The sequence below is a fragment of the Paenibacillus sp. FSL H7-0703 genome (genome assembly GCF_038003485.1).
Classification (GTDB): Bacteria; Bacillota; Bacilli; order Paenibacillales; family Paenibacillaceae; genus Paenibacillus; species Paenibacillus polymyxa_B.
The window spans coordinates 4,949,680-4,965,119 of record NZ_JBBOPF010000001.1; the positions used below are offsets into that span (position 1 = coordinate 4,949,680).

At 48.6% G+C, this 15,440-nt stretch carries 9 protein-coding genes; 6 read left to right on the forward strand and 3 right to left on the reverse strand.

Going from position 1 to position 15,440, the window contains the following annotated elements:
* Positions 1 to 164: 164 nt before the first annotated feature.
* On the reverse strand, positions 165 to 1,352 hold the full coding sequence (fabV, locus tag MHB46_RS22265; RefSeq protein WP_341163445.1) for an enoyl-ACP reductase FabV: 1,188 nt from the start codon (positions 1,350 to 1,352) through the stop codon (positions 165 to 167).
* A 189-nt stretch (positions 1,353 to 1,541) separates the two neighbouring features.
* Here fabV and MHB46_RS22270 point away from each other — a divergent pair, with 189 nt between their 5' ends.
* The 5 genes from MHB46_RS22270 (at position 1,542) to MHB46_RS22290 (ending at position 11,986) form a co-directional block, all read left to right on the forward strand.
* The gene (locus tag MHB46_RS22270; protein WP_341163446.1) at positions 1,542 to 7,778 is read left to right on the forward strand and encodes a WIAG-tail domain; all 6,237 of its coding nucleotides are present in this window, start codon (positions 1,542 to 1,544) and stop codon (positions 7,776 to 7,778) included.
* Between the two features lie 158 nt (positions 7,779 to 7,936).
* Positions 7,937 to 8,443: a hypothetical protein gene (locus MHB46_RS22275; RefSeq protein WP_165178647.1), complete on the forward strand. Its 507-nt coding sequence runs from the start codon at positions 7,937 to 7,939 to the stop codon at positions 8,441 to 8,443.
* A gap of 168 nt (positions 8,444 to 8,611) precedes the next feature.
* Positions 8,612 to 9,322 carry a response regulator transcription factor gene (locus MHB46_RS22280; RefSeq protein ID WP_103049395.1) on the forward strand — a complete coding sequence of 237 codons (711 nt, stop codon included), beginning with the start codon at positions 8,612 to 8,614 and terminating at the stop codon, positions 9,320 to 9,322.
* 2 nt (positions 9,323 to 9,324) lie between these two features.
* The gene (locus MHB46_RS22285) at positions 9,325 to 10,704 is read left to right on the forward strand and encodes a sensor histidine kinase (RefSeq protein WP_341163447.1); all 1,380 of its coding nucleotides are present in this window, start codon (positions 9,325 to 9,327) and stop codon (positions 10,702 to 10,704) included.
* A gap of 214 nt (positions 10,705 to 10,918) precedes the next feature.
* A complete protein-coding gene (locus MHB46_RS22290; protein ID WP_013311421.1) occupies positions 10,919 to 11,986 on the forward strand; it encodes an ABC transporter ATP-binding protein in 1,068 nt (355 codons plus the stop codon).
* A gap of 147 nt (positions 11,987 to 12,133) precedes the next feature.
* Here MHB46_RS22290 and MHB46_RS22295 read toward each other — a convergent pair whose 3' ends face one another.
* On the reverse strand, positions 12,134 to 13,417 hold the full coding sequence (locus tag MHB46_RS22295) for a pectate lyase family protein (protein WP_341163448.1): 1,284 nt from the start codon (positions 13,415 to 13,417) through the stop codon (positions 12,134 to 12,136).
* A 362-nt stretch (positions 13,418 to 13,779) separates the two neighbouring features.
* On the opposite strand from MHB46_RS22295, the gene MHB46_RS22300 reads away from it, so the two are divergent.
* Positions 13,780 to 14,517, forward strand: a complete 738-nt coding sequence (locus MHB46_RS22300) for a cyclase family protein (RefSeq protein WP_341163449.1) — start codon at positions 13,780 to 13,782, stop codon at positions 14,515 to 14,517.
* A 149-nt stretch (positions 14,518 to 14,666) separates the two neighbouring features.
* Here MHB46_RS22300 and MHB46_RS22305 read toward each other — a convergent pair whose 3' ends face one another.
* The gene (locus MHB46_RS22305) at positions 14,667 to 15,080 is read right to left on the reverse strand and encodes a DUF4183 domain-containing protein (RefSeq protein ID WP_341163450.1); all 414 of its coding nucleotides are present in this window, start codon (positions 15,078 to 15,080) and stop codon (positions 14,667 to 14,669) included.
* Between the last annotated feature and the right edge of the window lie 360 nt (positions 15,081 to 15,440).

Sequence of the window (15,440 nt, forward strand, 5' to 3'; positions counted from 1 at the left end):
ATGAAATTTAAAATTGCAATGTTTGCTTCATTTTGCAGTTCAAAGCGGACACAAGTGTCCCTTTTAATTAAAAAACAAAAGCTGTCCTCCATGCAGAACGAAATGTTTCTCTGCTGGAGAACAGCTTTTTTTGTTTTTCTGACATAATGACGATATGAAAAGACTTAGCGCACGTTAGGAATATTTACGATGGGATCGATGTCAGCATCATAGTCTACGCCCTCGAACTCAAAGCCGAACAGTTGGAAAAATTCGTGACGATATCCTTCAAGATCTGACAATTCGTAGATATTGTTGGTCGTCAGCGCCTCCCATATCTTCTCAACCTCTGCCTGTACGTCTTCGCGCAGTTCCCAATCATCAATACGAATACGTCCTTCTTCATCTACAGGAGTTTCTGGTGCGTACAGACGCTCAGCAAACAGGCGGTAGCTCTGTTCTACGCACCCTTCATGCAGCCTTTTTTCCTTCATTACCTTATATAAAGCAGAAATATACAGAGGAACGACAGGGATAGCGGAGCTAGATTGGGTAACGAGTCCTTTGGTGACTGCGACGAAGGCGCGTCCGCCTGTAACTTTCAGCTGATCGTTCAGCTGATGCGCTGTCTCCTCCAAATGATCCTTTGCACTTCCGATACTGCCTTCTCTGTAGATGGCTTGCGTAATATCTGAACCAATATACGAAAAGGAGAAGGTTGTTGCAGTATCAGCCAATACACCGCCTTCACGCAAGGCGTCAATCCACAATTTCCAGTCTTCACCACCCATAACCTCTACCGTTGCTTGTACTTCTTCTTCTGTTGCGGGTTCAAGCGTCACGCTGCTGACTTCCCCGGTGTGGAAGTTAACGGTCTTGTTTGTGTAAGGCTTACCAATAGGTTTGAGCACGGAATTAAACGTTTCGCCTGTGCGAGGATTTGTACGACGACCTGAAGCGACACTGTAAACCACCAGATCGACTTGTCCCAGTTCTTCGCGAATGGCTTCCACCGTTTTGGCTTTGACCTCATCCGAGAAGGCATCGCCTGTCACGCTTAAGGATTTAAGCCCAGCTTCCTGAGCAGCTTTTTCAAATGCAGCAGAATTGTACCAGCCTGCCGATGCTGTACGTGTGGCAGTAGCATTACTAGGGCGATATACACCAATTGTATTGGCACGCGCACCGAAGGCGGCAGTAATGCGAGAAGCCAACCCATATCCGGCAGATGCCCCGATCACAAGTACATTACGGGGTCCCTGGATAGCAGGAAGGGCCTGTACATAGTCAATTTGCTCCTGAACATGTTGGGCACAGCCCACCGGATGAGCAGTGGTGCAGATAAAGCCACGTGTTCTTGGTTTGATAATCATGTTATTGTAATTCCTCTCTTCTTGTAGCGATCTTCACCCTTACTATTTTAACTTTTAACTATTTTTTTTCAAACGTGGATTTCAGTAAGTATCCTTTTTACCCAAAAGTGTATCCTTGCACGGGGTGGCAAGTGCCTAAGGGCCTGCATATGATGCTGTAACGATAAATACGAGAAGGGAGAGAGCTGCTTGAAGAATAAGAGCCGCAAAACCATAAGAAACAAAAAGCCGCTCTATAGTGTAATTGACCCGGATATGAATGAATTAAGTATGATACAGCGCGTGAAGCCACAGCCTGCGGAGAGGGAGACAGAAGCAAGACTTCATCAAGTTGCTTCTCCGCCTCCCCCAATCAAAGAGGAGCCGGAGCTACAGACTGTTGTCGAACCTGAAATCGAGGTTTCGCATGAGACAGAGGTTGAAGGTGCGGATGCTGAGGAGACTCAAGTGTCGATAGAGGAACCCCAAGAGCTAGAACCAGAACCAGAACCAGAGCTGGAGCCAGAGCCAGAACCTGATCCAATTGATGTGGAGGAAATTTTGAGCAATAAGAAGGCCCCACATGTAAACAATGCTTTCATCTATACAGACGATTTGAGCGATTTCGCTGTGACGGGTGAGAAGATCGCTCCCGCTTCCATAGATTTCAGCAAGCTGAAACAAGAGAGCATCCACACGGAATCTCTGGCGGATTATGCCGTTCAAACGATTAAGATAGCCGACGGTGCTGTGACTTCTTCGAAGATTGCCGCAGACTCCATTACGGTGGAACATCTGTCGGACGCATCGGTGTCAGGCAGTAAATTGCAGGATCGCTCCATCGGTGGTGAAAAACTTCGAGATGGCAGCATCACTCCTGAGAAGCTGGCTGATAAGATTATCAGCGGTGATCATATTGCGAATGGCTCCATTGAGAGCCGTCACTTCAAGCAATGGATCGTGTCTTCAGATATGCTTCAAGATCAGTCGGTCACCTCGGATAAAATTCGCAGTGGTACGATTCAATCGAACAATTTGGCTAATGAAGCTGTCGACAGCTCCAAGCTGGGTGATCAATCTGTGACCACTTCCAAACTGCGGGATGGTGCTGTGGATGGAGCTAAAATCCAAGCTGGCAGCATTGAGAGTGCACACCTGACCGAGCATGCCGTTCATGCAAGGCATCTGGCCCCTGGTTCGATTAATCGCAAGCAGCTATCCAATGGAATTGTGGGCAAGGAACAATTGGAGGAAGGCGTTGTCAGCGGGCGTCATCTGGAGTCTGAGGCAGTGACCAGTGCGCACATTCAGGCTGGAGCAATTGAAAGAAAGCATCTGAGTCCTGGCTCCATCGGGGAAGAGCAGATTGGAACGGGCCAAGTGACAGCCCGCCACCTGGCGGATCGGAGCATTCAGTCCAATAAACTGGCAGATCAGTCTGTAGGCTCATTGCAAATTGTCGATCAATCCGTCACTTCATCCAAGATATCGGATCAGAGCATTTTACCACACAAAATTGCCGACGAGGCGGTACTTACCAGACATATTGCTACAGCAGCCATACAAGGTCCCCAAATTTCTCCGGAGGCAGTCTCTTCCGTACACCTCCAGTCGGAAATCATTCGAAAAGATCATATTGCATCGGAGGCGGTTACGGAGCAACATTTGCATTCCGGGGCTGTGACGAGCGAAAAATTAGGGAAGGGGGCAGTGTTGGAACACCATGTGGCGAATCAGGCTGTCAAGGAAAATCACATTGCTTCGAGCGCGATTAAGTCTGACAAAATTGCTGACGAAGCAGTGACAGAACCTAAAATTGCCACAGGAGCGGTAACTGGAAATAAGATTGCCCCTCAAGCCATTACACACGCACACATTGCAACGGGGGGAATTCGTGAAAACCACCTTGCCGACAACAGTGTGGGTGGAAAGGCATTGCAGGCTCAATCCGTCGACTCGACCCATCTGGCCCAGAGTTCTGTGCTGAGCAAACATCTTGGGGAAGACAGTGTTGGAACCTCGGCTTTGCAAGAACAGTCCGTTACCGCAGACATACTAGGGGAAGGCGCTGTTCAAACCGCGCATTTGGCCAGCGGAGCGGTGTACTCCCATCATTTGCAGGATCATGCCGTTACTTCACTGAAACTATCGCCGGAAAGTGTGGCCACGGATAAAATCAATGATTTGGCGATTACGGCTCCTAAGTTAGCTGAGGGTAGTGTCACTTCCTCTAAGCTGTCTGCTCGTTCCGTGCAGCCGTGGCATATTACGGATAAAGCGGTGCAGAGTAACCATCTGGCTGTTGAAGCGGTGGAGGCGAATCATCTCGCTCCGGAATCTGTCACCTCTAATCATTTGCAATCTGCATCGGTCCAAACCAAACACCTCGCCCCCGACAGTGTATCCGGTCATGCACTTCAGTCAGAAAGTGTCACCTCTGAGAAGCTAGCGGCCCGTGCTGTGCAGGCTTCCAATCTGGCAGAAAACAGCGTGGGTCCCGGACATTTGGCTGCGCAAGCCGTACACACTCAGCATTTGGCTGCAGGAGCAGTGCAGGAGACGGAATTAGCCCAGAACGCTGTAAAGTCTGTACATCTTGCGCCCGAATCCATCCAATCGGAGCACTTGCAAAGCGGGGTCATTCAGGGAGAGCATATCGCATTGCAGGCTATAGCGACTCCGGCCTTACAGGATGAATCGGTCACCTCTGCCAAACTGTCGGAGGGAAGCGTAACTCCCACCAAACTTTCTGCCCATGCCGTGCAGTCCGGACATATTATGGACGAAGCTGTACAAAGCAACCATTTGGCTGTGGCGGCCGTGGATTCGGCACATCTGGCTGCAGGAGCGGTCACCTCGGTGCATCTACAGGCTTCCTCGGTGCTCACGAGACATTTGGCCCCGGATAGTGTGTCCGGTCGTGCGCTTCAAGCGGAAAGCGTCACCTCGGAAAAGCTGGCAGCGCGCTCGGTACAAGGAATGAACCTCGCGGAAGGCAGCATCGGCCCTTCACATCTTTCTGCGCAGTCGGTGCACACTCGGCATCTGGCAGCTGGAGCAGTACAGGATAGAGCACTGGCAGAGGGGGCAGTGAAGTCCGTGCACATCGCACCGGAATCCATTCAGCCACATCATCTGCAAATTGGAACCATTCAGGGAGAGCACATCGCGTCACAGTCCATATCGACCGATGCTTTGCAGGATGAGTCCGTTACATCCGATAAACTGGTGGATGAGGGTGTGACTGCCGCCAAGCTGTCAGCCCACTCGGTCCAGCCGTGGCACATTACAGACGAAGCGGTGCAAGCCAAACATCTGGCAGAAGAAGCCGTCCAGTCCAATCATCTGGCCCGGGAATCTGTCACCTCTGCCCATTTGCAGGCTTCAGCGGTGCTTGCGAGCCATCTGGCTCCAGATAGCGTATCTAGTAGTGCGCTTCAAGCAGAAAGCATCACCTCGGAAAAGCTGGCGGCACACTCGGTGCAAGCGACGAATCTCGCAGAAGGCAGTGTCGGCCCTCCACATCTGTCCACGCAAGCGATACACACCCGGCACTTGGCAACGGGCGCAGTACAGGACAGAGCGCTAGCAGAAGGGGCAGTGAAATCCGTGCACATCGCACCGGAGTCCATCCAGTCGCATCATCTGCAAACGGGAACCATTCAGGGTGTGCATATCGTCTCACAGGCGATATCGACCGATGCTTTGCAGGATGAGTCCGTTACGTCCGACAAGCTGGTGGATGAGGGCGTGACTGCCGCCAAGCTGTCAGCCCACTCGGTCCAGTCGTGGCACATTACAGACGAAGCGGTGCAAGCCAATCATTTGGCAGAAGAGGCTGTCCAGTCCAACCATTTGGCCCGGGAATCCGTCAGATCTGCCCATTTGCAGGCTTCGACGGTGCTTGCGAGCCATCTGGCCTCGGATAGCGTATCCAGTAGTGCGCTTCAAGCAGAAAGCGTCACCTCGGAAAAACTGGCGGTACACTCGGTGCGAGCGTTAAATCTCGCGGAAGGCAGCGTCGGCCCTTCACATCTGTCTGCGCAGGCGATACATCCCCGGCATTTGGCACCCGGCGCAGTACAGGACAGAGCGCTGGCAGAAGGGGTAGTAAAGTCCGTGCATATTGCACCGGAGTCCATTCAGCCGCACCATCTGCAAACGGGAACCATTCAGGGTGTGCATATCGCCTCACAGGCCATATCGAACGATGCTTTACAGGATGAATCCGTTACGTCCGACAAATTGGCGGATGAGGGCGTGACTGCCGCCAAGCTGTCTGCCCACTCAGTCCAGTCATGGCACATTACAGACGAAGCGGTGCAAGCCAATCATTTGGCAGAAGAGTCCATCCAGTCCAACCATTTGGCCCCGGAATCCGTCAGCTCTGCCCATTTACAGGCTTCCTCGGTGTTTGCGAGCCATCTGGCCCCGGACAGTGTGTCAGGTCGTGCACTTCAAGCAGAAAGCGTCACCTCGGAAAAGCTGGCGGCACGCTCGGTGCAAGCTACGAATCTAGCGGAAGGAAGCGTCGGCCCTTCACAGTTGTCTGAGCATGCCGTACACCCCCGACATTTGGCACCTGGCGCAGTACAGGACAGAGCGCTGGCAGAAGGGGTAGTAAAGTCCGTGCATATCGCACCGGAGTCCATCCAGTCGCATCATCTGCAAATGGGAACCATTCAGGGTGTGCATATCGCCTCACAGGCGATATCGACCGATGCTTTGCAGAATGAATCCGTTACGTCCGACAAATTGGCGGATGAGGGCGTGACTGCCGCCAAGCTGTCTGCCCACTCAGTCCAGCCATGGCACATTACAGACGAAGCGGTGCAAGCCAATCACTTGGCAGAAGAGTCCATCCAGTCGAGCCATCTGGCTCCTGAATCCGTCACCTCTGATCATTTACAGGCTTCCTCGGTATTTGCGAGCCATCTGGCCCCGGACAGTGTGTCAGGTCGTGCGCTTCAAGCAGAAAGCGTCACCTCGGAAAAGCTGGCGGCACGCTCGGTGCAAGCTACGAATCTAGCGGAAGGAAGCGTCGGCCCTTCACAGTTGTCTGAGCATGCCGTACACCCCCGGCACTTGGCACCTGGCGCAGTACAGGACAGAGCGCTGGCAGAGGGGGCAGTGAAGTCCGTGCATATCGCACCGGAGTCGATTCAGCCGCACCACCTGCACCTTGGAACCATTCAGGGTGTGCATATCGCCTCACAAGCAATATCGACTGATGCTTTGCAGAATGAGTCCGTTACGTCCGATAAACTGGCGGATGATGGCGTGACTGCTGCCAAAATATCTCCTCATTCGGTCCAGCCGTGGCACATTACAGACGAAGCGGTGCAAGCCAATCACTTGGCAGAAGAGTCCATCCAGTCGAGCCATCTGGCTCCTGAATCCGTCACCTCTGACCATTTGCAGGCTTCGGCAGTGCTGACTCGGCATATTGCGCCGGGGAGTATATCGGTTCACGCGCTTCAGGCAGGCAGCGTGAACGCTGAGAAGCTTGCGCTTCGGGCGGTGCGTGCTTCGAATCTGGCAGAAGCCAGCGTAAACTCCGTGCATTTGACGGAGCATGCCGTACACGCTCAGCATTTGGCCGAGGGGGCGATCCAAGGGTCAGCACTGGCAGAGGGCGTGGTGCAGTCCAGGCATATCGCGCTGGATTCAGTCCAGTCGGAACATCTGCAAGCAGGGGCTATTCAGCCACAGCATGTAGGTTGGCAGGCGGTGGCTGAGGATGCTATACAGGAAGGAGCGGTGACGTCCAGCAAGTTGGCAGACGGAACGATACAGTCCCGCCATGTGGCTGAGGAAGCTATTGAAAGCCACCACATTGGAGAGGAAGTTATTGATTCGCATCACCTAAAACCGGGCTCAGTGACACTGGCTCAGCTGTCCACAGATATTCATCTCTCGGGACTTTTGCCGGAGGAAGGTGTCAGTGGCGACAGACTTCAGGCAAACAGTGTATCTCGCAGCCATCTGCAAGCTCAGGCCGTCGACAGCGAGGTACTGAGCCCGGAAGCTGTGGGACCAGAGCATCTGCAGGCTGCTGCGGTACAAAGCCATCATGTGGCAGAGCAGAGCATTGAAGGTCATCATCTGGTGGAAGGCTCTGTAGGCTCACGTGAGCTGGAACTGAACGCAGTGAAGCCGGAGCATTTGAGCATCACTCCGGTTCGTACTTGTGCGAATCAGCCCGCATTGCAGCAGTTTGGCAGAGCGCCGTTTCTTTTGAAAGGTAGTGAAGGAGAGACGGAAGTGACCATTGTATTCGGGGAGCCTTTTGTAAACCCAGACTACACGTTGGTAGCGATGACGAACCACCCTCTCTTTCATGCGACGCTGAAATCTCAGACGCCGAATGGAGCAGTGATCGTCGTAACCAAGTGGAACGAAACCGCGCATAACTACGGTATTATTTCCTGGATCGCCATTGGTTAGGAAGATGGTTATTGTAAAACTCATAGCGTGCAGACTCATGTATTTTCTAAATACATGAGTCTGCACGCTATTTCATATACTTTTCACACATTTGCTCCACAATTATCCCGAATTCTCCTGATAAGCTAAAGATACTTTAAAGGAGAGGTGATTCAATCATGAAAAAATGGACTAAAAATGCAGCAGCTGTATTGACCGTAGTAAGTGTACTGGGAGGAGCAAGCAGTGCATTCGCTGCTACAGCAACAACGACTCCAGCGAGCACTGCACCAGCGATCAAAGCTCCTGCGGTTACGACTCCGGCTACCAAAACACCGGTGAAAGAACCTGTGACGAAAACACCTGTGGTGAAAGCACCCGTTAAAAAAGTTGCAACAGCTCATAAAACAACAACCAAAGCGAAGAAAGCCCCTGCCAAAAAATCCGTTGCGAAAAAAGTGGCAAGCCACAAAACAAAAGCAGTGAAAGTGCAGCACCGTACAGTTAAACATCATGCAAAAAAACATAATGTTGTTAAACACAAAGCAACAACTCATAAAACTCGTGCACATCATGCCGTAGCTAAAAAAGTGACCCACAAAGCTCCAGTTAAGAAAGTCGTCCCAGCAAAAACAGTGAAAACAGCGCCAAAAACAGCTGCTAAAGTAGTAACAACCAAGAAATAAGATTGATGTGTAATTAGCTTTCAGCTCGCCTGGCATATACAGCAGCGATTCATGATAAGAAAGACGGGACCGGGAACGGTATACCCGTCTTTTGTCTATTCTGCTGGGCTTCTGTTAAGCTTAAAGAGAGGATGGAAGCATCCAGAACAACGGCAAGGGGTTAAGGCCATGACAAAAATAGTAGTAGTGGATGACGATGTGTTCATTTTGCAATTAATATCTGAATATTTGAAAAAAGAATCCTACGAGGTCACTTCCTTTTCCAGTGGTAAAACACTGGTAGAGCATATCCGTACGAACCGTCCGGATTGTCTCGTTCTTGATATTATGATGCCTGGCATTGATGGGCTTTCTCTACTGACTCAGCTTCGTGATTTTACAGAAATGCCGATCATTATGATCTCTGCCCGTGGAGAAGAAAACGACCGTATTCACGGACTGGAGCTGGGATGCAGCGATTTTTTGACCAAGCCCTTTAATCCAAGAGAGTTGGTAGGAAGGGTCAAAGCGATGCTGAGGCTGAGCAAGGCCGGAATGTCTGCATCGGACGATAGGCAAGCGGCAGAAAGCGCAGATATATGCCATGCGGGCAATCTGTGTATTTTTGCTGACTTTCGTAAAGTCACAGTGGACGGACAAGAGTTGAATTTGACCTCACGTGAATTCGACCTGCTGCTGTTTCTTGCGAATCATCTGGAGAGACCTTTTGGCAGAGAACATCTGATTCAGCAGGTGTGGAGCTATGATTTTATAGGTGATGTGAGAGTCGTGGATGATCTGGTCAAACGGATTCGTAAAAAGTTAGCTGAATATCACTCTACGCTCGTCATTAACACCGTATGGGGTTTCGGCTATAAAGCAACGGTTCAGGAGTTGTAACCATGCGTACGATGAGAGCTAAAATACTGCTTTCCCTGTCCATCGCCATGCTTATTACCGTCTGTATTACGGTCGTTTTATTCATCAGGCTTATCGACGACATTCTGGTGAATCAGGCTAAATCCAAGCTTCATGAGCAGGCGCGCAAAGCCGTCCATATTATGAGCGACGGAGGATTTGATCGACTGGATAATGCTGAATTCAACTATGTTATCAAGGGCGTGCTTTTATCTGCCGATTACTTTATTTTAAGCACGGATAACCGTATCATCGACTCAAGCGTCTCTGGAATGGAAGGCAAAAAGATCGAGCGTTTGCTTTTGATCCGCCAGGGATTTTTTGCATCGGTTCATCCGTCTCCCCAGGATCTGACCGCTACACATGAAGGGGTAGCTGTGCTTCAAGGTAAAAAGGTACTGTTTACGAATGAAGAATTGCCCGGACAACCTTTTCGTATTTTTGTATACTCACCCTTATCTTCCTTGAGAGCACTGTATGTACCGTTAATGAGAACCACATTACTGTCTATCATCGCGGGGTTTTTGGTGATTCTCGTCATTGGTCTGATGGTTGTCTCACGTCTAGTGCGTCCACTCAAACGATTGAAAGAGGCGGTAGGCAACTACGAACCGAATCAGCCACAGGATAGTGATTTTCCGCAGGCGGATAAAAGTGAGATTGGCGAGCTGATCGGTACCTTTCATTCCATGTCCGCCCGTATTCAGCAGCACCACCAGGGTCAAATTGAATTTCTACAAAATGTATCTCACGAGCTAAGGACACCGTTAATGTCCATTCAAGGCTATGTATATGCCATTCAGGATCAAGTGGTATCCCAGGACGAGGGGCTGAGTATCATCAAAGTGCAGTCCCAGCGGTTAATTGACATGGTGGAAAAGCTGCTGCAGCTATCAAGGCTGGAAGCGCTGAATGAGGAATGGCCTGTCTCTCTCGTTGATCTTAGAAGCATGGCGGAGGATGCTGTTCATCTATTGATGCCGGTGGCTGCTGAACGTTCTATCTCGCTTCGAGTGGAGGGAGAGGGCCTGCATGTGGCCGTTCCGGCCGAGCAATTGTTCCGTATGATGTTGAATTTGTTGCAAAATGCAGTTCGGCACACCTCTACGGAGGTTGTCATTCATTTGGAGACAGGGACAACATCGGAGGTTGTATGGGTTATGCATGTGGATGATGATGGGGAAGGGCTGACCGAACAAGAGGCAGCAGAGGTATTCGGAAGATTCTATGCAGGCTCGAATGGTGTCACAGGTCTTGGATTGGCTATTTGTCGTCAAATTGCTACCCGATTGAACGGAGAACTACTCTGCACCCGTTCGCCATTGGGTGGAGCGCGCTTCAGCTATATCCAGCGCATGTTATAAATGAGTACAGAAATGGTTAAAAATGATTGTTTTTTTGGACAAACATCCCATTTATATAACATGTAATGACAGGTTTTTGATGATATTTTAGATATAGCTTGACTGGTAGGTAGTAAACTGAGTAAAATTAATCGTATATACCTTGACTCCTGGACGTCGTTTTTTTAGATAGTGGTCAATAATAGTGATGAATAATAAATGAAAGAGTGATGAGATGAACCGCCTTTTGGAAGTGAAGGACTTAACGATATCTTTCAAGACCCGTCAGGGACTAGTGCAGGCCATTCGTGGCGTAAACTTTCATGTCAATAAAGGAGAGACGCTGGCGATTGTGGGCGAATCCGGCTCAGGCAAAAGCGTAACCTCACAAGCTGTTATGAAGTTGATTCCGACCCCTCCGGGCATCTATCAAAAGGGTCAAATTATGTTTGACGGACAAGAGCTGATTAATAAAACAGAAAAGCAGATGCAAAAAATTCGTGGTAAGGAAATTGGCCTGATTTCTCAGGACCCAATGACTTCGCTAAACCCGACGATGAAAGTCGGCAAGCAGATCACGGAAGTGCTTTTCAAGCATGAAAAAATATCCAAGGATGCTGCTCGCAAGCGGGGTATTGAGTTGCTGAATCTGGTAGGTATTCCACATCCTGAACAGCGTTTTAACCAATATCCGCATGAATTTAGTGGCGGTATGCGTCAACGTGTCGTCATTGCGATGGCATTGGCTGCTAATCCGAAACTTCTGATTGCCGATGAGCCGACGACTGCGTTGGACGTAACGATTCAAGCTCAAATTTTGGAGCTGATGAAGGATCTTCAGAAAAAGATCGATACTTCCATCATCTTTATTACGCATGACCTCGGTGTTGTGGCGAAGATGGCGGACCGTGTTGCCGTTATGTACGCAGGACAAATCGTGGAAACAGGTACGGTTAATGAAATTTTCTACAACCCGAAACATCCATATACATGGGGCCTTCTCGCTTCTATGCCAAGTTTGGACAGCCATGGTCAGAAGCTGGCAGCTATTCCGGGAACCCCTCCGGATCTGCTTCACCCACCTGTAGGGGATGCTTTTGCAGCCCGCAGTTCTTATGCTATGAAAATTGACTTTGAGAAAGAGCCTCCACTCTTTCAATTATCCGATACGCACTTTGTGAAATCATGGTTGCTGCATCCAGATGCGCCTGCGGTTGAGCCACCAGAAGCGGTAAAGGCTAAACTTCGCAAGTTGGATAACGCATTTGAAAAGCCGGTTTTGGTAGAACAATACGGCAGTTAATGCGCAACGTAATTTATAACTAAACCAATGAGAAATAAAAAAGGGCTGTTCTCTCCGTGTGGAATCCATTCTACGGAGGAAACAGCCTTTTTGGTGTAAAATCGCAGGTTGTAGGAGCCTGTAGTTATTTGTGTTAGCGGGCGGTGCTTACAGCTTACCGGAACCGGCTTGGGAAGTGACTTCTGCCTTCACGCTAGCGGATGGGGAAATCTTATCGTTCAGCGATGGTTTCCAGCCTACAGAGGAGCTAAGACCCACGCTGGAGCCTGCGTTAACAGCTTGTCCATTCAGGATTGTGCCCGTATCTGACAGGGCAGTTCCTCCAAAGACAGTCACGATTTTAGCTGCAGATAAACCGGCAACGTCAATGACATTGTTTTCGGCGAAGATTTTGGAGGATTTACCTGCGCCCCATATATACAGTGAAGGATATTCGGAGCGTTTTACATCACCTGTATAGTAATTGTTGTACAGATGGACTTGTCCATACCGTACACGTGGTGTGCGTTGTACCGTGTTTTCATAATAGTTGTGATGCAAGGTTACACGTAAAGCCCCTTCGTCTGCTGTTTTGCTGTCACTGTTGCCAATAATCGATGATTTATCATGATCGTAAAAATGATTGTAAGAAACCGTAACCAGATCGCCTTGGTTAATCACATCAAGAAGTCCATCATGATGCTGGTATTCTTGACCGTAAAAGGTACCGTTTTGGCTATCGGGGTGAGATCCATCATTGAAGGTATTGTGGTCTACCCACACATGTGTGGCCCCGTTAACTGTAATACTGTCATATTCCGAATTCCAATTGCCTGTGCTGCCGTCCGTTGGGTCCCACTGAGGAAAATAATCGTAGGCATCCTGGAATTCGATATTACGGATAATAACGTTGTCTGTCCCTTTTTTCAGCTGGAAGTTTGCGCCGTTAATGACAGCGTCGCTTCCCAGACCGACAATCGTTGTATTGGACGGAATTTCAATGACGACACGACTGGCCTGATTTTTTTGTGAAGCTTCACGTGCCTTTTCCAATGTGCCAGACGGGGCCTTTTTACCCCATGTGGACGGGTCATACGCTTTGAGGTAGGCGTCAAACTCATATTTAGAGTCCTTGTAGTCGTTCAATCCTAACGGTTTATTATTGTCATCGACGTTGGCGTTGATCGTGCCTTTGACATAAATGATTTTAGGCGTACTATTGCTGTTTTTGCCTAAGGCATCAACAAGTTGTTTGCGATTCGTTACGGTGAAAATATTGGAGGTAGTCGCCGCAGCTCCACCTGTTGTGCCTGTAGAAAAGGCTGCCCATCCGTTTTTGCTGCCGAGCGTCTCCTTGCCAATATCGCTGGCTGCATGAGCAGGTGCACCTATAGGAGCCAGAGTAGTGAACAGTAGAGCTGCTGCGATTCCGAGTGAAAATCTCTTTTTCATAAAATACCTCCGTATATTGGATTAATGGAGTAGATGAACGAAGGGAGTCCCGGGTGCTCCTGTGGTTTCTACATTTTCTATCATACTTTGTGTTCCAGTATTTGTTAATATAATAAAAGTTACATACTAAAATTTTTGTCGAATTTTTTATATAATTCAATAGACCCCTTCTTTTTCCAATCAAGACGTATATGTAATAATGAAAACGTTAACAATCACACGGAATAGGAAATGTATATATGAATATATGGAATTGTTTATGTGTTTTTCTCAGAATGTTAACGATTTCATTTCGATTTATAGATTTTTGAAGAATCCTCAGGTAAAATGGCTTGTAATAAAGCTGAGGAGGAATGGGCATCATGGCAGAGCATTTAGCAGATATTTTGAAGTTGTTGAAGCAAAAAGAGTGGGTAGATTTGTCCCACGCTTTTTATCCTGAAATCCCCCATTTTTCAGTATTCGATAATGTTCAGGTGGATACCCTGTTTACCCACGACGATGGCTTTTTTGTAAAACAATACTGCTTTCCGGGTCAGTATGGGACTCATATTGACGCACCCGTTCATTTTGTGAAGGGCAAACGTTACTTGCATGAGCTTTCGTTGAAGGAGCTGGTTTTGCCGCTAGTTGTCATTGATCGTTCAGCAGCCGTTGCAGCCAATTTTGACTATGAACTTACGGTTGCGGATATTTTGGACTTTGAGAAAGAGCATGGACGCATTGCTGATCAGTCCTTTGTCGCTTTTCGCAGTGATTGGAGCAAACGTTGGCCTGATTCAGATGCCTTCTCAAACAAGGACGACGCCGGAGAAGCACACTGCCCGGGCTGGTCGCTGGAGGCGCTGCGCTTTTTGGTAGAAGAACGGAATGTGGCTGCCATTGGACATGAAACACTAGATACCGATTCCTCTGTAGCTTATCGCAAAGCGGGCAAGCTGGTAGGGGAATATTACATATTGGAGCAAGATCGTTATCAGGTTGAGGTGCTGACGAATTTGGACAAGCTGCCCCCGACGGGCGCGGTCATATATAATATCGTTCCGAGCATTCAAGATTCCCCCGGATTTCCGGTGCGCTCCTTTGCTATTTTGCCTTAATCATAGTACCCAGTCATTTGAAAACGATTATATAATTTAAAAGACCGCTTCAGATATCGACATCTGAAGCGGTCTTTTCTAGCTTATACGGGGTAATGTACAGCATAAATGACCGTTCAGTCCATCTTGAATCAAAAATATGAAAAGTGTTAAGTGATAATAGTGACCGTAGGCGCAGAGATGGTAGGCGGAGTTGTGATAGTAGAGGTCGTGCCGCTAAAGTCGGATATTTCTATGACAACAGGGACACCTGGTGTAATATCTACGGAGTCAATGACCAGACTTGCCGTGCTTAGGGTGAATAAGGAACTCTGCTGAATCACTCCATTAATATAATAATTAGCAGAATCCGTAGCCGCTAATGTCGGCAGAGCAACAACTGGAGCATCGGCGTCATCAACAAAGCTTGCGGCAGGAACAGTTGTTGTTGTTGCGCCGATCATCCCGGCTGTAATTGTTGCAAAAAAACGAGTCACGGCTGGGGTTACAGTCGTGGTTACGGCACCACCAGTTGCTACGGGAGCAGTAGCTACTGCTGTATATACAGGTTTTATGATTGGCATGGTTCTTATCTCCTTTCTTTGTGGTATGAACCATTTTGCTGGCTCTTAATCAATAAATGATTTTTTAACCTATTTGGAAACGGCATATTAACCTTTCTATTAATAATAGGGTAAATGGAGAAGCCCTATTTTGCTACAAATATAAATGGAAGCGGATACTTGGGATCGGCATGCTACAAATGCCTAAAACCCTAAAGGGGGATATGCATACAATACATAAATAAGCATGTGAGAAGGAGGTGTATACGGCTGGTATGAGGAGACGCGATTCATCACTAAGAAGGCAAGGAAAGAGAACTGTACATTGCAAGATCAACAAACGTAAAAAGTGTAAAACAAGTTATCCATTCAAAGGTAGAA